Here is an 18360-nt window from a genome sequence, read left to right as displayed (position 1 = left end):
AGGCTTTCTGCCGCATCCACTGCTTAACCCGACTCGGGTTGGGCGCGGGTGGGCGCCTTGCTAGCATGAGTCTGTCCAAATTTTCATTAATAGTATTGAAGGTGAGAGATGACGACCCCCAAAGACGGCGGCACCGGTTACCCCGATGACGGTGAGTACTTCAGCCAAAATTACTCCCCACAGCCGCAGGGCTTTTCCTCTTACGGTGGAGATGAGTATGCGCAAGAGGCAGGCTTGTACGACGTTAACGCGTCCCAGCACGGGGCGCTGCGCTACCACGGAACAACGCTTGTCGACGGCACCTACGGCGACGGCCACGATCCGCACCCACTGAACGACCCTGCATCCAACGGTTGGACGCACCGCCGCGGCACCGGCAAGCTTGATGTCATGGCCGCGTGGTCTTTCGGCTTCAAGGCTGTTTTCGCTAACCCCATGGTGTGGCTTCTGACCGGTCTGGCGATCCTGCTGATTTCTGGCGTGTCGGGCTTATTGCCCCTGGCAGGCCTTGTCTCGTTGTTCCTCTACCCGCTGCTGTGCTCGATGGCTCTTATGGGCACCTTGGCTAAGAGGTTCGAATTCGGGCAGGTCAGCGCGCCGCGCTACGGTGCAACACTGGGGACGATTGTGGTGCTGGCTGTTTTGGCCCTCATCGTCTCCGTCATCTTGCTCTTGCTCTTGCTGACGCTTCCCTTCGTGGCTGAGCCTTTGAGGGATGTTACTGCGATGAACACAGACCCTGAGGACATCGAGACACTCCTGCCGATTTTCGGAGCCGCATTTAAGGTCCTCGGGGTTGTCACCCTGGTAATGCTTTTGATCAGCCCCTTCCTGTACTTGTCGCCTTTCTTCGCGGCTGACAATGCCGCTGGCGTGGGCGGGGCCCTGAAGATGGGCTTTGCCGCCGCGGTCCGCAACTACCCGCAGTTGCTGCTGTTTACCGTCATCAGCTTTGTGGTCACGTTGTTGGGCACGTTGGCCCTGGTTGCCGGTCTGATCGTGGCCACGCCGGTGTGCATCCTCGCGTCGGCGCACGCCTACCGTCAGATTTCCGGCGGCCCGGTCCCCTCCGAGGACTAAAGCTCAACCACGCTCCGGCCGTGACCGGAGCCGTTGAGAAGCTGCCGACCAACCTCCACGACACCGTCTAGCGCAACCGTGCGCACGGAGTCGTGGAGTTTTCCTGTGTCGAGGGACTGCGCCAAAAGCTGCCACGCCTCATCGCGCAGCGCGTGCGGGGTGGTCACAGAGTTAGTGCCCACTAGCTGCACACCACGCAGTATGAACGGCAGCACGCTGGCGGGCAGGTCGTTGCCTGCGGCGCGTCCGCAGGCGGCGGCGGGCGCCCCCCACTGCAAACGTGACAGCGCGTTGGCCAAAGGAACCGACCCCAGTGTGTCGACTAAACCCGCGTACGTTTCATCTTGCAAAGGTTCGCCTGGCTTGGAAAAGTCGGCCCGGTCGACAACCTCTGTGGCACCCAAAGAGCGCAGCCACTGCCCGTGTTCTTCCACGCGCCCGGTGACAGCGTGCACTTCGAAGCCGCGGCGGGTGAGAAGCTGCACCGCGATCGAACCCACCCCACCGGTCGCGCCGGTGACCAGGATGGGGCCACGTTCGTGGGTTTCCAAAACATCCAACGGGTACAAGGCCCGCTCCACACCGGCGACGCACAGCGCGGCGGTGTAGCCGGCGGTGCCGAGCGCGGCGGCCGTGGGGGCGTCGAAAAGCGGCGGCACAACCGTGACCCACTTCGCGTCGATACGCATTCTTGGCGTGTAGCCCCCGTGGCGGCTCTCGCCGATTCCGAAGCCGTTGACCGTGACCAACGTGCCTTCCTGCAAGGAAGGCGATTCGACTACGGTGCCGACCGCATCAATACCGGGCACCAACGGCAACGAGCGTAAAACACCGCGGTTGCCCAGCGCCATCGCGTCTTTGTAATTGACGCTAGAATGGCTCAGCTCAATGAGCGTGTCGCCCTGCCCGGCGTGCTCCTGCGTGGTTCGGACAAGTTCAGGCCCGTTTTCAGTGACAATCAGAGTTGGGTGATCCATACTTTCAGGCTACGCGGAAGGCGGCTTGCAGCGCCCAGTCAGCTTCTTCGCCTAGGTTCGTTGCAATGCGGGAAAAACTTAGTACGGCAACGGCAGCAGCGTGGGTGGTGGTCCTCGCCGCCGTTTTGTGCGCCACGGTTGGCAAAGCGCACATTGACGGCGGACCGCTGTGGGATGCTGCTGTCCACGCCCGCCGCGAGGTGCGTCTCGCGCCCCTTTTGGAGTTCCGCGAGCTCAGCACCGTCTGGTACGGCCCGTGGGTGAACCTTCTCGGCAACATCGCCCTGTTTTACCCCGTGGGCTTTCTTGCTTATCGACGCCCCCTCACAACCGGTTTTCTTCTCAGCCTCGCCATCGAAACCACCCAATTTGCCACCTATTCTGGCTACTCAGACATCGACGATTTGATCTTTAACACCCTCGGCGCGGGCCTCGGCGGGTGGGCGGCAAATCGTGTGGGCGACAGGGCACGCACTATCGTGCTGGCCCTGCTTGTGGTGGGCTGTGCGGCCATCGTCGGGATCTTCGCGGCGCTGGCGGTGTGGCAACGCTTGTGAAACCGGCCGTTAAAGTGTGGGGTATGGACGAAAGAGGCAGATTCACCCGCGCGGTGTTTCCAGACGGCCAGGAGCCAGACCCACGCTTTACCTTGGCAAATGAGCGAACTTTCCTGGCGTGGACGCGCACCTCGCTGGCTTTTCTCGCCGGCGGCATCGCCTTGGAAGCCTTGGCGGTGCCGGGAATCAAACCGGAGCTGCGCACCGCCGCGGCGGCTTTGGTTGTGTTGTTGTCCATGGCGATCTCGGTGGGTTCTGCGGTGCGCTGGGTGAGGGTTGAGCGGGCCATGCGCCACGAACGGCCGCTGCCCGCCCCGGCGATCGCGCCGCTGTTGGGCGCAGGCATCTTCATCGCCTCGGTCGTGGTGTTTGTGGGGTTGATGTAGGTGCGCCCGATCCCCGTGGCGGATGCTGGTTTGCAGCCGGAGCGCACAGCTTTGGCCTGGACGCGCACAGCCCTAGCCATGATTATTGCCTCCATGACGCTGATGCGCTGGTCGGTTGATTACCCGGAGACGGTGATGGTGGCCATCGTGGCGCTGCTGGTGCTGGGGTTGGGAATAATTGGCGTTAACCGGTCCACGTATCGTCGGCAAGCGAACGCTTTGAGCCGCAGCGAAGCCCAGCCGAACACCGCCACGGTGGCGCTGAGCACCCTGATGATGCTGCTGCTGGGCAGCATCGGGCTTTACTTAATTCTCTAAGTCACCCGGGCCGACCAGATGGGCAAGCGCCGACATGAACTCTTCCCCGGCAGGCGTCATCGCGTCCGTGCCATCCGCTTCGAAGGACATCACCCCCAGCGCACGCAACAGCGCCAAGGCAGCGTGCGGATCCCGCGGAGTCATGGGCACAACCTCCCCGAACGGCTCAATGAAATACCTTGCGCAAATCCACCTGATGGTTCGCGGCCACTCCTCTCCGAGGACAGCCTCGAATCCGCGGTGAATCTGCGGCAGAAGCACCGATAAATTGTCCGGTTGCGTGAGCATCTTCTCGCCTGCCGGGGTAATAACCAACCACCCCTGGTCTTCTTCTAGAAGGCCCGCCTGCGTCAACGCCCGACGGATGGATGCGATTTCCGGGAAGGAGCTTTCGCGCGGGCGTTCTCCGACCCACATACGCCCCAGTTTGCTAGCTACCTGCCCCACACTGCGGGTGGGCAACGCCCCAGTGGAGGTCAGTTTGATTCTTTTGCGGGGCTGTGACCAGACCTCCTCCAAGACGGAGGCCAGCGCCTCGTAAACCGAGTGGGAGTTAGCGGCGTATTCATCGTGGGTTCCCAACGCTTTTTCGAAGAACTCCGCCATCGCCGCGATCAAAGTCGGGTTGCGCTCCGGGTTCGGGTCCATGGTTAAAATTTCGCGCAAATCGGGCCGCGACGCCAAGTATTCCTCGAAATCCACGGCGAGGTGCGGGGCGTTCGCACTGTCCTCGACGGCTTCGGCGATACCACCCACGAACATGTCCTCGGCGATGAAGCTGATCCGTTCACTTACCGTTACCTGGTCCGCCTGGGTCAGCCGCTGCAGCAGCCGCTCCGGGCTCATCACCGGCAAAAAGCTCAACAGCAAGGGCGCGACTTCCATGTCGGGGTCGAGGCCGGCTGTGAGGCGGCGCGCTTCGGCATGGAAGCGGCTCATCATAGCGGGGCCGTTGCAGGCTTCGACGACGTCGGGACCGAGGGCGTCGATAAGCACGGGCGTCGGCCCGTCGAGGTGTGAGCGCCCCAGGACCTCGACGTGGATATTCCAGTTCGCGGCGGGATCGTAGACGTAGGTGATTTCGTCGATCTGTGAAATTTTCACCTCAGCTTCCGCGCGTTCCCCGGCGGTGGGGGTGGCGGAGAGGACCTCGCGGGACCCGCCGCGGCGCGCCGGGCCCATGTAGAGGTGGCTCGCCGCCCCGGAAAAACCGAAGGCAGCGTCGATGACGTGGGATAAATCGGCGAGGTTCATCGAGTCGTCAACATTGACCAGTCGGGACATCAGCGGCTGCGACTTTTCGACGGTCACCAGAAGCGAAACGATCATACCTGCGACTCTATCGGCTACTGGCCGTCTTGGCTCGGCCGAGCGACCGGCGGCGGATTATCGCGCGGTTTGATGGAGGCGTTCGGCAACGCCGGCGCCGGCAACCAACTCAACCCGTCAGAGTTCTTGTTCGGCCCGCCGTGGCCGACGTAGCCCTCCACCACACCGAAGCGCTCCGAACGTTCCTGCCACTGCTGCCTGAACTGCTCAATTTCCGCATAGTCGCGGGCCACGAAGTTCCACCACATGAGGATTTCCTCGCCGAAAGGTTGCCCACCGAGCAACACGGCAAGCACCTCACGGTCCGAGGTGTTGCGCACCGTCAACGTTTTTTCGCCCACACCCGTGTAAGCGATGGCCCCGGAAGGCACGTCGATGCCTTCGAGTTGGATCCCTTCGTCGTCGACAAGCAAGCCGTGTTCAAACTCAGGATTGACCGCGACGACGAACTCCTGGCCCGGCGCGACCTTCAGCTCAGCCCCCAAAAGTGGGGTGTAGGTAGACACGGGGCTTGACTGGCCGAAAAGCTCGCCGATGAACACGCGGGCTTCGCCAGCGCTTCGCGACGCGTCCAAACCCGTCAACGCGAAAGGCTCCGGCTCATAGTGTTCGAAAGCGCGGGGGGCGGTCTCGCGGGCCGAGGAGGGCAGCGCCACCCACAGTTGCACACCGTGCAAAATCCTTGTCTCTTTGGTGGACGTCTCCGAGTGGCAGATGCCTGCCCCTGAGGTCATGAGATTGACCTCGCCGGGGCGCACCAAGCCGCGGTTTCCGCCAGAGTCGACGTGTTGGATTTCACCCTCGAACAGCCAAGATACGGTTTGCAAACCGGTGTGCGGGTGCGGCGCAACATCCATCCCGCCCGTGGCGGCGACGAAGTCCGGGCCGTAGTGGTCCGCGAAGCACCACGCCCCAATCATGGAGCGCTTGCGTTGCGGCAGCGTGCGGCGCACCGTCATCGCGCGCGGCCCACCGAGGGGCACATCCCGAGACGTTATGATCTCCACCTTCGCGCCGGGGCAGGATTGATCCGGTTGGGCCTGTCCGCCGTCCTCCAGGAGATACTCTGCTGGACTGGATTCCACATTGCTCATAAGACCCTAGACTACATCTTGCATAGGGCTGTTGACATGACTACGAATGAAGCAGTGAAGAACTTAAGCACTGGCCTGCTCGCAGCGCTCGCGTTGATGACCGCTGCTGGTCCGCTAGGCATCGACATGTATCTGCCTGGCTTGCCAACGCTCGCCGAGGACCTCAATACCACGGCCGCCATGACCCAGTTCACCATCACCGGGTTCATGGTGGGCATGGCGGTGGGCAACCTTTTGCTCGGAGCCATCTCGGACTCAACCGGCCGCAAAAGACCGATAGTCACCGCCTCGGCGGTCTTTTTTGTTGCCTCCGTACTGTGCGCGATCGCGCCCTCGATAGAGTTCCTCATCGCCGCACGCATGCTCCAAGGACTAGCCGGAGGAACCGCGATGGTTGTCGCCCGCGCGATAATCCCCGACATCGCCCACGGCAACGAAGCAGCCAAAGCCTTCTCCGTCATGATGGCGATTACCGGCTTCGCCCCCGCCATCGCCCCCGTCGTGGGAAGTTTGTTGCTGCCCACCTTCGGCTGGCGCGGCGTGTTCTGGTTGCTCGCCATCATCAACCTGCTCCAAGTGCTGGTCGGTGTGTTGTGGATCAAGGAAACCCTGCCGGTTGCCAACCGTTCCGCAGGGGCGGTGCGGAATCTGTTTCCCCGCATTTGGCTCTGCCTGAAGCGACCCGAGTTCGTCGGCTACATGTTGGCTTCCGGTATGGGCTTCGGCGCCCTCTTTAGCTACATTTCGGGCTCCCCACTGGTGCTGCAGTCGCAGCTCGGTGTCTCCCCCGCCCTCTACGGCGTGATCTTCGGGTCTATGGCGCTGCTGCTGCCTGTCTCAAACATGCTCAATATCCGCGCCGTCAACCGTTTTTCCCCCCACACCTTGTTGCGTGTAGCCCTTGCGGCAGACCTTCTCGCGGGTGCCGCCCTGCTGGTGCTCTCGCGCTTCCACCCGCCACTCGTCTTGGTCATTCCCTTCCTGGCGGTCTTTTCCCTCATGGCCGGGCTCATTATGCCCAACGCCACCGCTCTAGGTGTGGAAACCGTCCGCGACATAGGCTCCGGCGCCGGCAACGGGGCGATGGGCTTTTTCCAGTTCATCGTGGCGGGCACAGCCGCCCCCCTGGTCGCCCTCGGCTCTAACCATTTGCTCACCCTCGGGCTGTGCGTCGTGGCGTGGGCGACAGCGGCACTGCTGGCACTGAGGTTGCTCAGCGCTAAATCAGCCCGGTAGCTCATCGCCTGCGCCCGGGTAGGAAACTTGGGCGCCGCGCCGGGTGGCGGCAAAGGCCCCGACGCGGGAGGCGAAACGAGCAGCCGCAACCAGCTCATCACCGAAAGCGAGACGGGCGACGAGCGCACCGACGAAAGCATCGCCTGCCCCCGTAGAATCCACCGTCTGCACCTTGACGGGTTCGATGGCCACCACCCCGGCCTCGTCGGCGACGACAGCACCTCGTGCGCCGCGGGTGACCACAGCGGAGGTGAAACCCAAACTAACCAGCGCCGCCGCCATGTCCTCCTCAGTCTCGCCCGGGGTGGCTTCGAACATTTCCAGCACTGCCCGGGCCTCGTGCTCGTTGACCACCAGCGGGTCGGCGGCCAGCAAAGCGTCGTGGTTGACAGGCACCACCGGCGCGAGGTTGACCACCACCCGCCCAGTTGCCGCGGCCACCGCGGCGCGAAAGCCCGAGGCGGGGATCTCGCCTTGCACAAGGACAATGTCCGCCGCGGCGATGGCCGCCGCGTTTTCACCCACGCGAACATCGTCGATGGCGGCATTGGCCCCAGGCACCACAATGATGGTGTTTTCCCCATCATCGGACACCGTGATCACAGCTAGGCCAGTCGCGCCTTTTTCCACCGCCACCGCAGCAAGATCCACCCCACAGCAGCGCAAGTGTTCGAGTGCGGCATCGGCATACGTGTCATCGCCGACAGCGCCGATCATGCGCACATCGGCGCCCAGTAAAGCGGCGGCGACGGCCTGATTCGCTCCCTTGCCGCCGGCGGACACCCCACCAGCGCGGCCGATGAGCGTTTCCCCGGGGATCGGGTGGCGTCCCACTAAAACAAACAGGTCCGCGTTGATAGATCCAACCACGGTAATGGATTGCATGTCAGATAATCTTTCTCTCCCGCGCCTTGTCCACCGCCGCGGTGCGGTTGTCCACACCCAGCTTGGAGTAGACGTGGATCAAATGGGTTTTCACCGTCGCCTCCGAGATGAATAAACGGTTGGCGATCTCCCGGTTCGACGCCCCCGTCTGCAGCGCCTGCAGGATCTCAATTTCGCGGGAGGACAACGCTTCCTCAGGGCGCATCACGCGCTCAGCCAACACACCCGCAACCTGGGCAGACAGTACCCTTTTGCCTTGGGCGGCGGAGAGGACGGCGTCATGTAGTTCGCTTTCGGGCGCGTCTTTGAGCAGGTAGCCCAACGCGCCGGCCTCCACGGCGGCGACAACATCGGCCTGCGTGTCGTAGGTGGTAAGGATGAGCACCGGTGGCCCACCGGCCTGACTCAAGCGCGCAGTCAGGGCGATACCGTCCGCGCCGGGCATCTGAATGTCGCTGACCACAACGTCTACATCTTCAGGCACCTCGACATCGCCGGAAGCGCCTTCAGCTACGACTTCAATGTCACCGAAGGAATCCAACACGGCGCGCAGACCGGCGCGCACGACCGGGTGGTCGTCGATAAGCATCACGCGAATCATTCAGCGCTCCTTGAGAGGAATCAACGTCTCCCAGCATATCCATCAGGCTGGTGATTGCTAAGCGGCAAAGATGCCGAAGTGAGCCCACAAAGCCGTCACCCAAGGTTTTCGGGTGCAACAACTAGCGCTCCATGAGCGGGATCGTCGCGGCGAGCACATTGCCTTCCACTGTCAGTTCGCCGCCCGCTTCCTCGACACGTGCGCGCAGGCCCTTAAGGCCGAAACCTTCAGGCCCGGTAATGCCACGCCCGTTGTCAAAAATGTCGACGGTGACTACCTCGCCAAGCTTATCTACCGTGACCACAGCCTCGGTGGCGCCCGCGTGCTGCACCACGTTGCTCAAACCTTCGCGCACGACGCGCTCGCTTATCGACGCCACCGGCTCCCCCACCTCCACCACACTAACGCGCACCCGCAGCGGCGCCCCAAGGGCACGCTGGCGCTCCTCCGCCGCCCGAGCCAACCTCTCAACACGCTGCGGTAGCGGCTCGCGGGGCCCCGCGTTGACGGCGACGAAGCGACGCGCCTCCGCCAAATTGTCAGCGGCGACTTGGCGGATAGTATCGAGGGTCCGCCGCGCAGCATCATCCGTAATCTGCTTGTCCAGCGCGCGGCCAAGCAACACGATAGAGCTCAACCCTTGGGCCATCGTGTCGTGTACCTCGCGCGACAGCCGCGCCCGCTCCTGGTTTACCCCCGCTTCATGCTCCGCAGCGGCAAGTTCGAGCTGTGCGGCCTGGAGCTGGTGGGCAACCTGCTTGTAGTGCTCAGCTTCGCCGCGCAACGCCTTGTACGACAGGACGATGAACACCGCCAGAATCGTGCCGATGCTCGGCCCGATCACCCCCGCCGTCGAGCTCAGCGGGAAGGTAATGGAGGCTGTGAAAGCCAAAATCGCCACCGAAACAAGCACACCGGGCACGAGAGGCAACAGGTAAATCGACACGATGACCAGGGGAAACTCCAGCCAGACGAAAGCCGGCGAAGCCACAGCCAGCGACACCCACAGCGCGCACACAACCGCCAGCCACAACCAGGCAGCGGCCCTGGTGTACGGACGGTTCTCGTTGTGCCACACCGTGCCCGCCAGGTACACCGCCGAAAAGACACCGGCGACGACGATCAACCACGGGGTGGTCCACGCCGAGTACAGACCCACCACAAGCAGAACCGCGACGAGCACGTGCAAACTGACCCGAAGGAAAATGAGGATGCGGCTGGTGTGTGTCATGGGTTCTACGGTAGTGCCCGCACAGTACACGGCTTCGTGGGAGCTTTCACCACCCCCGAATCAACCGAACGGTTGATCCGAACTTCAACCGCCCGCCCGATGCCTCAAACCCCAGTTCAGGGCCACAATTGAGGCATGTTCGTAGGAATCAGAGAAATCACATCCGCCAAGGGGCGCTTCAGCCTCATCGTTGGCGTCGTCGGGCTGATCACACTTCTCGTTGTCATGCTGACGGGGCTGACCGCTGGTTTGGCCAAGCAAAACACGTCCGCTCTCGAAGCACTCAACCCGCAGTCCGTGACCTTCCAGGACATGGACGAGCCTTCGTACACCACCTCACGTGTCGACGCCACCGCAGGTGCGACCCCGCTGGGCACTGGGCAAACACTCATGCGCAAGGCTAACGGTTCTGAGGAATCCGTTGCCGTGCTCGGCCTGCCGGAGGGAACCACACTGCCCGACGGGCAAACGCTGGGCAGCGCGGCTATCGCCTCGCGCGGCCTGGACCTTACGGAGGGTGACAAGGTGGAAATCGGTGGGGCGTCGACAAGCATTGATGCGCTTGCCGACGACCTCTACTACTCCCACTCCCCCGTCATCTGGGTGCCCACCGCAACCTGGCAACAGGCAATGCACACTGATGCCGACGGCACAGTGCTGCTAAACACCGATGATTCGGGGATGAAGCTGAACCAATCCTTCAACGCACTGCCGGCCTACGGCTCCGAGCAAGGATCCCTGCTGATGATCCAGGGCTTCCTCTACGTCATCGCCGCCCTCGTCACCGTCGCTTTCCTCACCGTCTGGACAATCCAACGCACCCGCGACCTGGCGATTTTGAAGGCCATCGGCGCCTCGAACTCCTACCTGCGCAAAGACGCGCTCGGCCAAGCTGGGCTGATCCTCGCCGTGGGTGTCATCGGAGGCGGGGTAATCGCCCTCGGCTTGGGTCTCGGCGCCGCCAACGTCGCACCGTTTAGCCTCAGCCTGCTTTCCATCATCGGGCCGCCGCTGGCCCTGTGGGTCCTCGGCATGGCTGGCGCCTGGCTGGCCACCCGCTCCATCACCAAAATCGAACCGCAGCTCGCACTCGGAGGTATCGCCTAAATGCTCACCATGAACAACGTCACCGTCACTTTTCAAGACGGCCAAGAGCGCCTCACGGCGCTGGATAACATTTCATTTACAGCCACACCAGGCCACCTGACCTTCATCCTCGGCGAGTCCGGTTCCGGCAAATCCACCCTGCTGTCCGCCGCGGCTGGCCTGCTCACCCCGGATTCCGGCGAGGTGCTAGTCGGTGGCACCGAAGTCAACGACCAAGTCCGGCTGGACAAAATCGGCATGATCTTTCAACAGGCCAACCTGATCGGCTCCCTCAACGTGCGCGATCAGCTCCTCGTCACCGACCACATCCGCGGAATCAAACCGCGCCGCAAGCGCGCCGACGAACTGCTGGCCACTGTCGGCCTCGACGGGCTGGGAGACCGCAAGATGCAGCAGCTATCCGGCGGCCAGCGTCAACGCGTCGGCATCGCCCGTGCGCTCATGGGTGATCCGGTGTTGATCCTGGCCGACGAGCCGACAGCGGCGCTTGACTCGGAGCGCTCCCACGAAATTGTCGCCCTGCTGCGCAACCTCGTCACCGAGCGCGGCATCGCCGGCGCCTTCGTCACCCACGACCGTTCCCTCATCGCCTCAGAGGACCACGTGGTGGGAGTGCGCGACGGTAAGGTAATGGAGCTAGAAACGGCCACCGTGTAACGCCACGCACAAGCAGCCGCGCCTGCCCCTTCAGCACCAGATACCAGCCGTCTCATCCGCCCCGGATCGTGGGTGCTGAGACGGCTGTTTTTCAGTGAGCAACGCGGTCGCCTCCCGGATGTGTGCGGCGATGCCGCTTGCACAGGTCGGCGCCGGCCCAAACTTTGTCTCCGCCGCCAGCTTCGCCGCCAGACCGTGGACCTGAACGGCGTGGAAGATGGCGTCGTCGGCATCCGCGCCCATGACTGCCGCACGAGCCAACCGCGCCCCGGCCACCCCAGCGAGCACATCGCCCGAACCAGGAGTTGCCGCCCAAGAATTGCCCGCATCCACGACATAAGAAGGCCGGTTGCCGGCCCGCGCAATGATGCTTGCACGACCCTTGCGCACAACAGTGCAGTGCAGAAGATCTGCGAGCTGTTTAGCTTCGGTGAAACGGTCGGAGGCAATCACACCCGCAGACTCCCCGAGACGTGCGGCCTCCCCGTCGTGAGGGGTTAACACCGTGTAACTCTCACGCTGGCGAAGCCTGAGCCGCAGGTGTTCGTGGCGGGCCAAAAGGCTAATCCCGTCGGCGTCGATAAGCAAAGGCTCACGGCGCGCCAAGAGCCACTCAAGCTCGCTGGCCCCATCCCCGGCGCCGGGGCCGTACACCCAAGCATGAACCCGGCCTGTGTCCTCAAGCCTCGACGCCACCACAATCTCGGGATGGGCGCGGACGACCTCAGCAGCCTGCGGCCCGGCGTAGCGCACCATGGCCGAAGTGGCAGCCACCGCTCCCGCAGCGCACAACACCGCGGCCCCCGGGTAGGTGCTGCTGCCAGCGCGGATGCCCACCACCCCTCCCGTGTATTTGTCATCGCGCGCGCCGGGCTCAAGCGAACCCGAAATCACTGGGCCCAGGGCAGTCAGCCCGAAAGACTCGGCGGGCGCGGTGGCGCGTGAAATCCAGGTCGGCTCGTAGCCATCCATCACCAAAGGGGGAATGTCAGCCAACAAAGCAGTGCCGCATTGCGCAGCCAGGGCGTGGGCCAAACGCCACCCGCCGAAGGTGACGGTGACATCCGCACTGATATGCACCGGCGCCGCCTCACCTGTGTCGGCGGCGATCCCGCTGGGCACATCCACGGCGAGCACCTTCTCGGCTAAATCGCCGATCCCAACGAGTGACTCAGGCAGGCTGCCCGCTGCGCCGAGGCCCACAACACCGTCGATGAGGAGGTCGGCGGGGAAACGGGGGGCGTCGACAAGCGTGCCGCCCGCGTCGGAAAAAGCCTCAAGCGCGCGGGAGTGCGCTGCGCCGAACACACACCACGCCTCCACACGGTGGCCAGCCAAGGCCAACTCCGCGCCCGCGTACAGCGCATCGCCGCCGTTGCCGCCTTTGCCCGCGAGCACAACAACGCGCGACGGGCCTTGAAGCATCGCCTCGGCCACGCGCGCCACCGCGTGGGCGGCGGATTTCATCAACGTGTCGGAGCCGTCAAGCAGGGGCTTCTCCGCCGCGCGGATCTGTTGAGCTGTGTACGCCTTATGCACCATGGGGCCATGCTACGTAGGCTGGCAGCGAGGACACCAGAACAAGTTGCGGCCCTCCATTTGACGCACGGCAATGGGACTAAAGCACACGTGGCACGGCTCTCCAGCGCGGCGATAGACGTAGACCTCACCGCCATGGTCGTCGGCGCGCGGGTCACGCCCCATCGCCTCCGGCAAATGTTCAGGGCGCACCGTGTCGATTCGGCCGTGCTCCACCCCGTAGTTCATCAACTCCACCAGATCCGCCCACAGCGCCTCGAACTGATCGCGCTGCAGGTCACAACCGGGTAGAAAAGGTGATATACCCAAGCGAAACAGCGGCTCGGCCCGGTAAATGTTGCCCACCCCGGCAAAAAGTCGCTGATCCATGAGCAGGGAGCCGATGGGGCGTCGAGAAGCGTGCACCTTGTCCCACACCCGCTGCGGGTCCGCGTCTGCGCGCAGCGGGTCCTCCCCGGTGCGCGCGAGGATTTCCTCCACCTGAAACGGCGAAAGATACCGACAAAACTGCGGCCCCCGCAAATTCGCGGCCTCACGCCCGTTGTTCACGCGCAACCGGATCTGCCCCCACACGTGATCGGTCGGCTCGAAACGCAGCGACCCGATTAAACCCAGGTGGACGTAGACAATGTCGCCCGTGCTGAAGGTGAGGAAAAGATGCTTACCTGCAGCCATTGCACCCTCAAGGCGGGAAGCGGCGATGGGAGAAGCGTCGAAACGTCCCTGAGGGGAGGAAACCTCCAGGTCGACGCCGCGGTAACGGGCGTTGAACTCGCGGGCAAGCCGGTGCAGAACGTGACCTTCGGGCATGCCCCCACCTTAGGTGTGGTCGATGGGCTCCGGAGTGACCACGATGCCGTCGGCATCAGCGTAGAGGAAGTGGCCCGGCAGGAAATCCACCCCGCCGATGGCGACGCGGGTGTTTTTGGAACCGGCCCCGTCCTTGGCAGACTTGCGCGGGTTGGTGCCTAGCGCCTTGCAACCAATGGGCATCTTCGCCACTTCTGCTGAGTCGCGGATTGCCCCGTTGATCACCACGCCCGCCCAGCCGTTGTCCACGCCCGCTTGGGCAATCATGTCGCCCATCAAGGCGGTGTGGACGCTGCCATGGCCATCAACGACGAGCACCCTGCCCTCACCTGGGGAGTTGAGGGTCTGCTTGACCAGGCCGTTGTCCTGGAAACACGTGATGGTGACAATCTCGCCGCAAAATGCGGTTTTGCCGCCGAAGTCGATGAATTGGGTGTCGCAGCTAGCTAGCTGCTCCTGGTCGCCGTACAGGTCGGCAATGTCTGCTGTTGCCATGCAGGAGGGCATTGTGTTTCTCCTTGTGGGGGTGGGAGTGGAACGCAAAAAGGGGAAACCCGCGGGGGCAGGTTTCCCCTTTTTGTGCTGAACGCGAGCTGTTAGAACTGGGCTTCTTCGGTGGAGCCCTTCAGCGCAGCGGTGGAGGTGTTCGGGTCCACGGTGGTGGCGATGGTGTCGAAGTAGCCGGCACCGACCTCACGCTGGTGCTTGACAGCGGTAAAGCCACGCTCCTCGGCGGCCTGGAACTCGCGGTTCTGCAGGTCGACGAAGGCAGTCATGCCGTCGTTGGCGTAGCCCTGGGCCAGGTCGAACATGCCGTAGTTGAGGGCGTGGAAGCCGGCCAGGGTGATGAACTGGAAGGTGAAGCCCATGGCGCCGAGCTCCTTCTGGAACTTCGCGATCTCCTCGGGGGAGAGGTGCTTGGACCAGTTGAAGGAGGGGGAGCAGTTGTAGGACAGCAGTTGGTCCGGGAACTCGGACTTGACGCCCTCGGCGAACTTCTTGGCCTGCTCGAGGTCCGGGGTGCCCGTCTCCATCCAGATCATGTCGGCGTAGGGGGCGTAGGACTTCGCGCGGGCGATGCAGGGCTCGATGCCGTTCTTGACGTAGTAGTAGCCCTCGGCGGACTTCTCGCCGGTGAGGTAGGGCTGGTCGCGCTCGTCGACGTCGGAGGTGATCAAGGTGGCGGCCTCGGCGTCGGTGCGGGCGATGACGACGGTCGGGGTGTTGGCGACGTCAGCGGCGAGGCGGGCGGAGGTCAGGGTGCGGATGTGCTGCTGGGTCGGAATGAGGACCTTGCCGCCCAGGTGGCCGCACTTCTTCTCGGAGGCCAACTGGTCTTCCCAGTGGGTGCCGGCGGCGCCGGCGGCGATCATGGCCTTTTGCAGTTCGTAGACGTTGAGGGCGCCGCCGAAGCCGGCTTCGCCGTCAGCGACGATCGGAACGAGCCAGTTGTCGACGGAGTCGTCGCCCTCGACGCGAGCGATTTCGTCGGCGCGCAGCAGTGCGTTGTTGATGCGGCGGACGACGTTGGGCACCGAGTTCGCCGGGTACAGGGACTGGTCTGGGTAGGTGTGGCCGGAGAGGTTTGCGTCACCTGCGACCTGCCAGCCGGAGAGGTAGACGGCCTTCAGGCCGCCGCGGACCTGCTGCACCGCCTGGTTACCGGTCAGGGCACCGAGGGCGTGGATGTAGGAGCCGTCTCCCTTGGAAACGCCCTCCCACAGGATCTCGGCGCCGCGCTTTGCGAGGGTGTGTTCCTCAACGACGGTGCCCTGCAACTTCTCGACCTGCTCGGCGGTGTAGTCGCGCTGGATGCCTTGCCAGCGAGGGTTCTCGTCCCAGTCCTTCTGGATCTCGGCTGCGGTACGTGCCTTACCGGTGTTCGTCGTCATAGTGCAGTAGCCCCTTTCGGTGGACTTCCGTGCCTGAATACACTTCAGGATCGTGCTTGTGATGTTCGCCACTTAGCTTTGGCGTTGGTAGCAAGTATCTCGGTTTGGGGTGTGGTAGTCAATGTCTGGTGCCTCTCGGGTGCCGGGCGGGGGTGGCTTCGGATATTGCTAGTTTTGCAAAACTATGCTATTCTACCTCTTTGTCCTACTTAGTATTTATGCTGGTCGACGCTCTTTTGAGGGCGCATCAGCCTAGCTCGTTTCGGCGCAAGGAGCGGTATCGGGGCGGGGGGCCCGGTTTTGAAGGGGGTAGTTTCGCGCGATTGATTCACAAAGCCGTTTACTTACGTGACGGTCATCACTAAGGTCTATCAGCTAGGACGCATTTAACAACACTTTGCGCGTAGCGACGTCCTTTACCCGCCGCGGCGACAACCTCCCCGAAAGGATCGAGTCACATGACGACACCTCAGTTTCAAGACCGCACCCAGCGAGTTGAGGTGGCAGGCCTTCAGGTGGCCCAGCCACTGTACGACTTCGTCACCAACGACCTCGTGCCCGTCATCGGCCTCAACGCCGATGAGTTCTGGACCAAGGCCGCCGCCTACTTCGCCGAGCTGACCCCGAAGAACAAAGCGCTGCTCGCCCGCCGCGACAAGCTGCAAAGCCAACTCGACGAGTATTACCGAGCCCACCCCGGCCAACCCGACCCGGCTCAGCACGAGGCTTTCCTCCGCCAGATCGGCTACCTCGTGGACCAGCCGCGCGAAGCGCAAATCCGCACCGCAAACATCGACGCTGAGTTCTCCGAGGTCGCCGGCCCGCAGCTCGTCGTGCCCATCACCAACGCCCGTTTCGCGATCAACGCCGCGAACGCCCGCTTCGGCTCGCTTTACGACGCCCTCTACGGAACCGACGTCATCTCCGAAGAAGGCGGTGCCGAACCAGGAGATAGCTACAACCCGGTGCGCGGCGACAAAGTAATCACTTGGGCGCGCGACTTTTTGGACAAGGCAGTCCCCTTGGACGGGGCAAGCCACAAAGACGTCGAGAAATACTCCGTCACCGGCGGTGCCTTCTCCGCGACCGTGGGCGGAAAGGAATTCGCCCTGGCCTCCCCCGAGGTCTACGTCGGCTACCAAGGCTCCGAGGACGCGCCCAAGGCAATCGTTTTGCGCCACAACGGGTTGCACATCATCATCCAAATCGACCCGGAGCACCCAGTCGGCGCCAGCGACAAAGCACACGTCAAAGACGTCGTGTTGGAGGCGGCCGTAAGCTCCATCATGGACTTCGAGGACTCCGCCGCCGCCGTCGACGGCGCTGACAAAGCCGCCGCCTACGCCACCTGGTTCGGCCTCAACAAAGGCGATATCTCCGAGACGGTGAGCAAGGGCACGAAAACTTTCGAGCGCAAGCAGTCCGACGACTTGATCTACACCGCCAAAAACGGCGACGAGGTGCGCCTGCATGGCCGCGCCATGATGCTGTGCCGCAATGTGGGACACCTCATGACCACCCCGGCGATCCTCGTCAACGGTGAGGAAGTGCCCGAGGGGCTGCTCGACGGCCTTATCACCGTCGCCGCCGCCATCCCCGGCCTGCGGGAGGACAATCCGCGCCGCAACTCGCGCACCGGCTCGATGTACATTGTGAAGCCGAAGCAGCACGGACCCGAAGAAGTCGCCTTCACCAACGAGATCTTCGACCGCGTCGAGGAAATCCTCGGCCTGCCGAAGCACACCGTCAAGGTCGGTGTCATGGACGAGGAGCTGCGCACCACCGTCAACCTGGACGCCTGCATCGTTGAAGCGGCTGACCGCCTGGTGTTTATCAACACGGGCTTCCTTGACCGCACCGGCGACGAGATCCACACCTCCATGTACGCAGGCCCCTTCCTGCGCAAAGCGGACCTGCAGACCGCCCCGTGGAAGCAGGCCTATGAAAACAACAACGTCGACGCTGGTATTGAGCACGGTCTGCCGGGCCGCGCACAGATCGGCAAGGGGATGTGGGCGGAGACCGAACACATGGCCTCCATGGTGGAAAAGAAGATCGGGCAGCCGAAAGAAGGCGCGAACACCGCATGGGTTCCTTCTCCGACCGGTGCAACGCTGCACGCTACCCACTACCACCAAGTTGACGTGAAGGAAGTGCAAGACAAGCTGCGCGCCGCCGGGCGCCGCGACTCGTTGAAAGACATCCTCACCGTGCCGGTTGCCGAAGGCGACATCTGGTCGGATGAAGAAAAGCGCGAGGAGGTGGACAACAACTGCCAGTCCATTCTCGGCTACGTCATCCGCTGGGTCGAACAGGGCGTCGGTTGCTCCAAGGTGCCTGACATCCACAACGTCGACCTCATGGAGGACCGCGCCACCCTGCGTATCTCCTCGCAACTCCTGGCGAACTGGCTGGTCCACGGCATTGTGACGCAAGAGCAGGTGCTGGAATCTCTGGAGCGGATGGCGAAGGTCGTCGATAAGCAAAACCACGGTGATGCCGCATACCTGCCGATGGCTGTGAGCTACGAGCAGTCCATCGGTTTCCAAGCCGCGAAGGACCTCATCTTCAAAGGCACCGTGTCGCCATCCGGTTACACCGAGCCGATCCTGCATGCTCGCCGCCGCGAGTTCAAGCAGGTTCACGGCTTGTAAACCGACG

At 63.2% G+C, this 18360-nt stretch carries 18 protein-coding genes; 8 read left to right on the top strand and 10 right to left on the bottom strand.

Annotated features, from left to right (window positions below):
• Positions 1 to 108 precede the first annotated feature (108 nt).
• On the top strand, positions 109 to 1080 hold the full coding sequence (locus tag VLL26_RS08555; RefSeq protein ID WP_342318677.1) for a hypothetical protein: 972 nt from the start codon (positions 109 to 111) through the stop codon (positions 1078 to 1080).
• On the opposite strand, the gene VLL26_RS08550 is transcribed toward VLL26_RS08555, so the two are convergent.
• Positions 1077 to 2057 (bottom strand): acryloyl-CoA reductase, encoded by a 981-nt coding sequence (locus tag VLL26_RS08550; RefSeq protein ID WP_342318676.1) that lies wholly within the window; start codon positions 2055 to 2057, stop codon positions 1077 to 1079. The two genes, VLL26_RS08555 and VLL26_RS08550, sit on opposite strands and share 4 nt — an antisense overlap.
• A 65-nt stretch (positions 2058 to 2122) precedes the next feature.
• On the opposite strand from VLL26_RS08550, the gene VLL26_RS08545 reads away from it, so the two are divergent.
• From VLL26_RS08545 to VLL26_RS08535, 3 genes are read left to right on the top strand one after another with little or no spacing between them, the layout of a single operon-like run.
• Complete coding sequence (locus tag VLL26_RS08545) at positions 2123 to 2614, top strand: VanZ family protein (RefSeq protein ID WP_342318675.1); 492 nt, start codon at positions 2123 to 2125, stop codon at positions 2612 to 2614.
• A gap of 23 nt (positions 2615 to 2637) precedes the next feature.
• Positions 2638 to 3000, top strand: a complete 363-nt coding sequence (locus VLL26_RS08540) for a YidH family protein (protein ID WP_342318674.1) — start codon at positions 2638 to 2640, stop codon at positions 2998 to 3000.
• On the top strand, positions 3001 to 3318 hold the full coding sequence (locus VLL26_RS08535) for a DUF202 domain-containing protein (protein ID WP_342318673.1): 318 nt from the start codon (positions 3001 to 3003) through the stop codon (positions 3316 to 3318).
• Here the strand turns inward: VLL26_RS08535 and VLL26_RS08530 are convergent.
• Both VLL26_RS08530 and VLL26_RS08525 read right to left on the bottom strand, forming a co-directional pair.
• The gene (locus VLL26_RS08530; RefSeq protein WP_342318672.1) at positions 3307 to 4647 is read right to left on the bottom strand and encodes an IS1096 element passenger TnpR family protein; all 1341 of its coding nucleotides are present in this window, start codon (positions 4645 to 4647) and stop codon (positions 3307 to 3309) included. The two genes, VLL26_RS08535 and VLL26_RS08530, sit on opposite strands and share 12 nt — an antisense overlap.
• A gap of 17 nt (positions 4648 to 4664) precedes the next feature.
• Positions 4665 to 5741: a pirin family protein gene (locus VLL26_RS08525; RefSeq protein WP_342318671.1), complete on the bottom strand. Its 1077-nt coding sequence runs from the start codon at positions 5739 to 5741 to the stop codon at positions 4665 to 4667.
• A gap of 36 nt (positions 5742 to 5777) precedes the next feature.
• Here VLL26_RS08525 and VLL26_RS08520 point away from each other — a divergent pair, with 36 nt between their 5' ends.
• Positions 5778 to 6977 (top strand): multidrug effflux MFS transporter, encoded by a 1200-nt coding sequence (locus VLL26_RS08520; RefSeq protein WP_342318670.1) that lies wholly within the window; start codon positions 5778 to 5780, stop codon positions 6975 to 6977.
• Here VLL26_RS08520 and VLL26_RS08515 read toward each other — a convergent pair.
• The 3 genes from VLL26_RS08515 to VLL26_RS08505 all read right to left on the bottom strand — a co-directional run bounded on the left by VLL26_RS08515 (position 6966) and on the right by VLL26_RS08505 (position 9694).
• Complete coding sequence (locus VLL26_RS08515; protein ID WP_342318669.1) at positions 6966 to 7862, bottom strand: ribokinase; 897 nt, start codon at positions 7860 to 7862, stop codon at positions 6966 to 6968. The two genes, VLL26_RS08520 and VLL26_RS08515, sit on opposite strands and share 12 nt — an antisense overlap.
• A gap of 1 nt (position 7863) precedes the next feature.
• Positions 7864 to 8463: a response regulator transcription factor gene (locus VLL26_RS08510; protein ID WP_342318668.1), complete on the bottom strand. Its 600-nt coding sequence runs from the start codon at positions 8461 to 8463 to the stop codon at positions 7864 to 7866.
• Positions 8464 to 8584: 121 nt separating this feature from the next.
• The gene (locus VLL26_RS08505; RefSeq protein WP_342318667.1) at positions 8585 to 9694 is read right to left on the bottom strand and encodes a sensor histidine kinase; all 1110 of its coding nucleotides are present in this window, start codon (positions 9692 to 9694) and stop codon (positions 8585 to 8587) included.
• Positions 9695 to 9829: 135 nt separating this feature from the next.
• On the opposite strand from VLL26_RS08505, the gene VLL26_RS08500 reads away from it, so the two are divergent.
• The gene (locus VLL26_RS08500; protein WP_342318666.1) at positions 9830 to 10801 is read left to right on the top strand and encodes an ABC transporter permease; all 972 of its coding nucleotides are present in this window, start codon (positions 9830 to 9832) and stop codon (positions 10799 to 10801) included.
• Positions 10802 to 11458, top strand: a complete 657-nt coding sequence (locus VLL26_RS08495; protein ID WP_342318665.1) for an ABC transporter ATP-binding protein — start codon at positions 10802 to 10804, stop codon at positions 11456 to 11458.
• 30 nt (positions 11459 to 11488) lie between these two features.
• On the opposite strand, the gene VLL26_RS08490 is transcribed toward VLL26_RS08495, so the two are convergent.
• From VLL26_RS08490 to aceA, 4 genes are all read right to left on the bottom strand, one after another.
• Positions 11489 to 13000 carry a bifunctional ADP-dependent NAD(P)H-hydrate dehydratase/NAD(P)H-hydrate epimerase gene (locus tag VLL26_RS08490; protein WP_342318664.1) on the bottom strand — a complete coding sequence of 504 codons (1512 nt, stop codon included), beginning with the start codon at positions 12998 to 13000 and terminating at the stop codon, positions 11489 to 11491.
• Positions 13001 to 13009: 9 nt separating this feature from the next.
• The gene (locus VLL26_RS08485) at positions 13010 to 13807 is read right to left on the bottom strand and encodes an Fpg/Nei family DNA glycosylase (protein WP_342318663.1); all 798 of its coding nucleotides are present in this window, start codon (positions 13805 to 13807) and stop codon (positions 13010 to 13012) included.
• Positions 13808 to 13816: 9 nt separating this feature from the next.
• Positions 13817 to 14302 (bottom strand): ribonuclease E activity regulator RraA, encoded by a 486-nt coding sequence (rraA, locus tag VLL26_RS08480; protein ID WP_342318662.1) that lies wholly within the window; start codon positions 14300 to 14302, stop codon positions 13817 to 13819.
• Positions 14303 to 14403: 101 nt separating this feature from the next.
• Complete coding sequence (aceA, locus tag VLL26_RS08475; protein WP_342318661.1) at positions 14404 to 15699, bottom strand: isocitrate lyase; 1296 nt, start codon at positions 15697 to 15699, stop codon at positions 14404 to 14406.
• 458 nt (positions 15700 to 16157) lie between these two features.
• Here aceA and glcB point away from each other — a divergent pair, with 458 nt between their 5' ends.
• Entirely contained in the window at positions 16158 to 18353 is a 2196-nt protein-coding gene (gene glcB, locus VLL26_RS08470) for a malate synthase G (protein WP_342318660.1), read from the top strand.
• Positions 18354 to 18360: the final 7 nt, after the last annotated feature.

The organism is Corynebacterium sp. BD556, from assembly GCF_038452275.1.
Classification (GTDB): Bacteria; Actinomycetota; Actinomycetes; order Mycobacteriales; family Mycobacteriaceae; genus Corynebacterium; species Corynebacterium mayonis.
The sequence above is the reverse complement of the archived record's forward strand: the minus strand, read 5'-3'. Positions and strand labels throughout refer to the sequence as shown.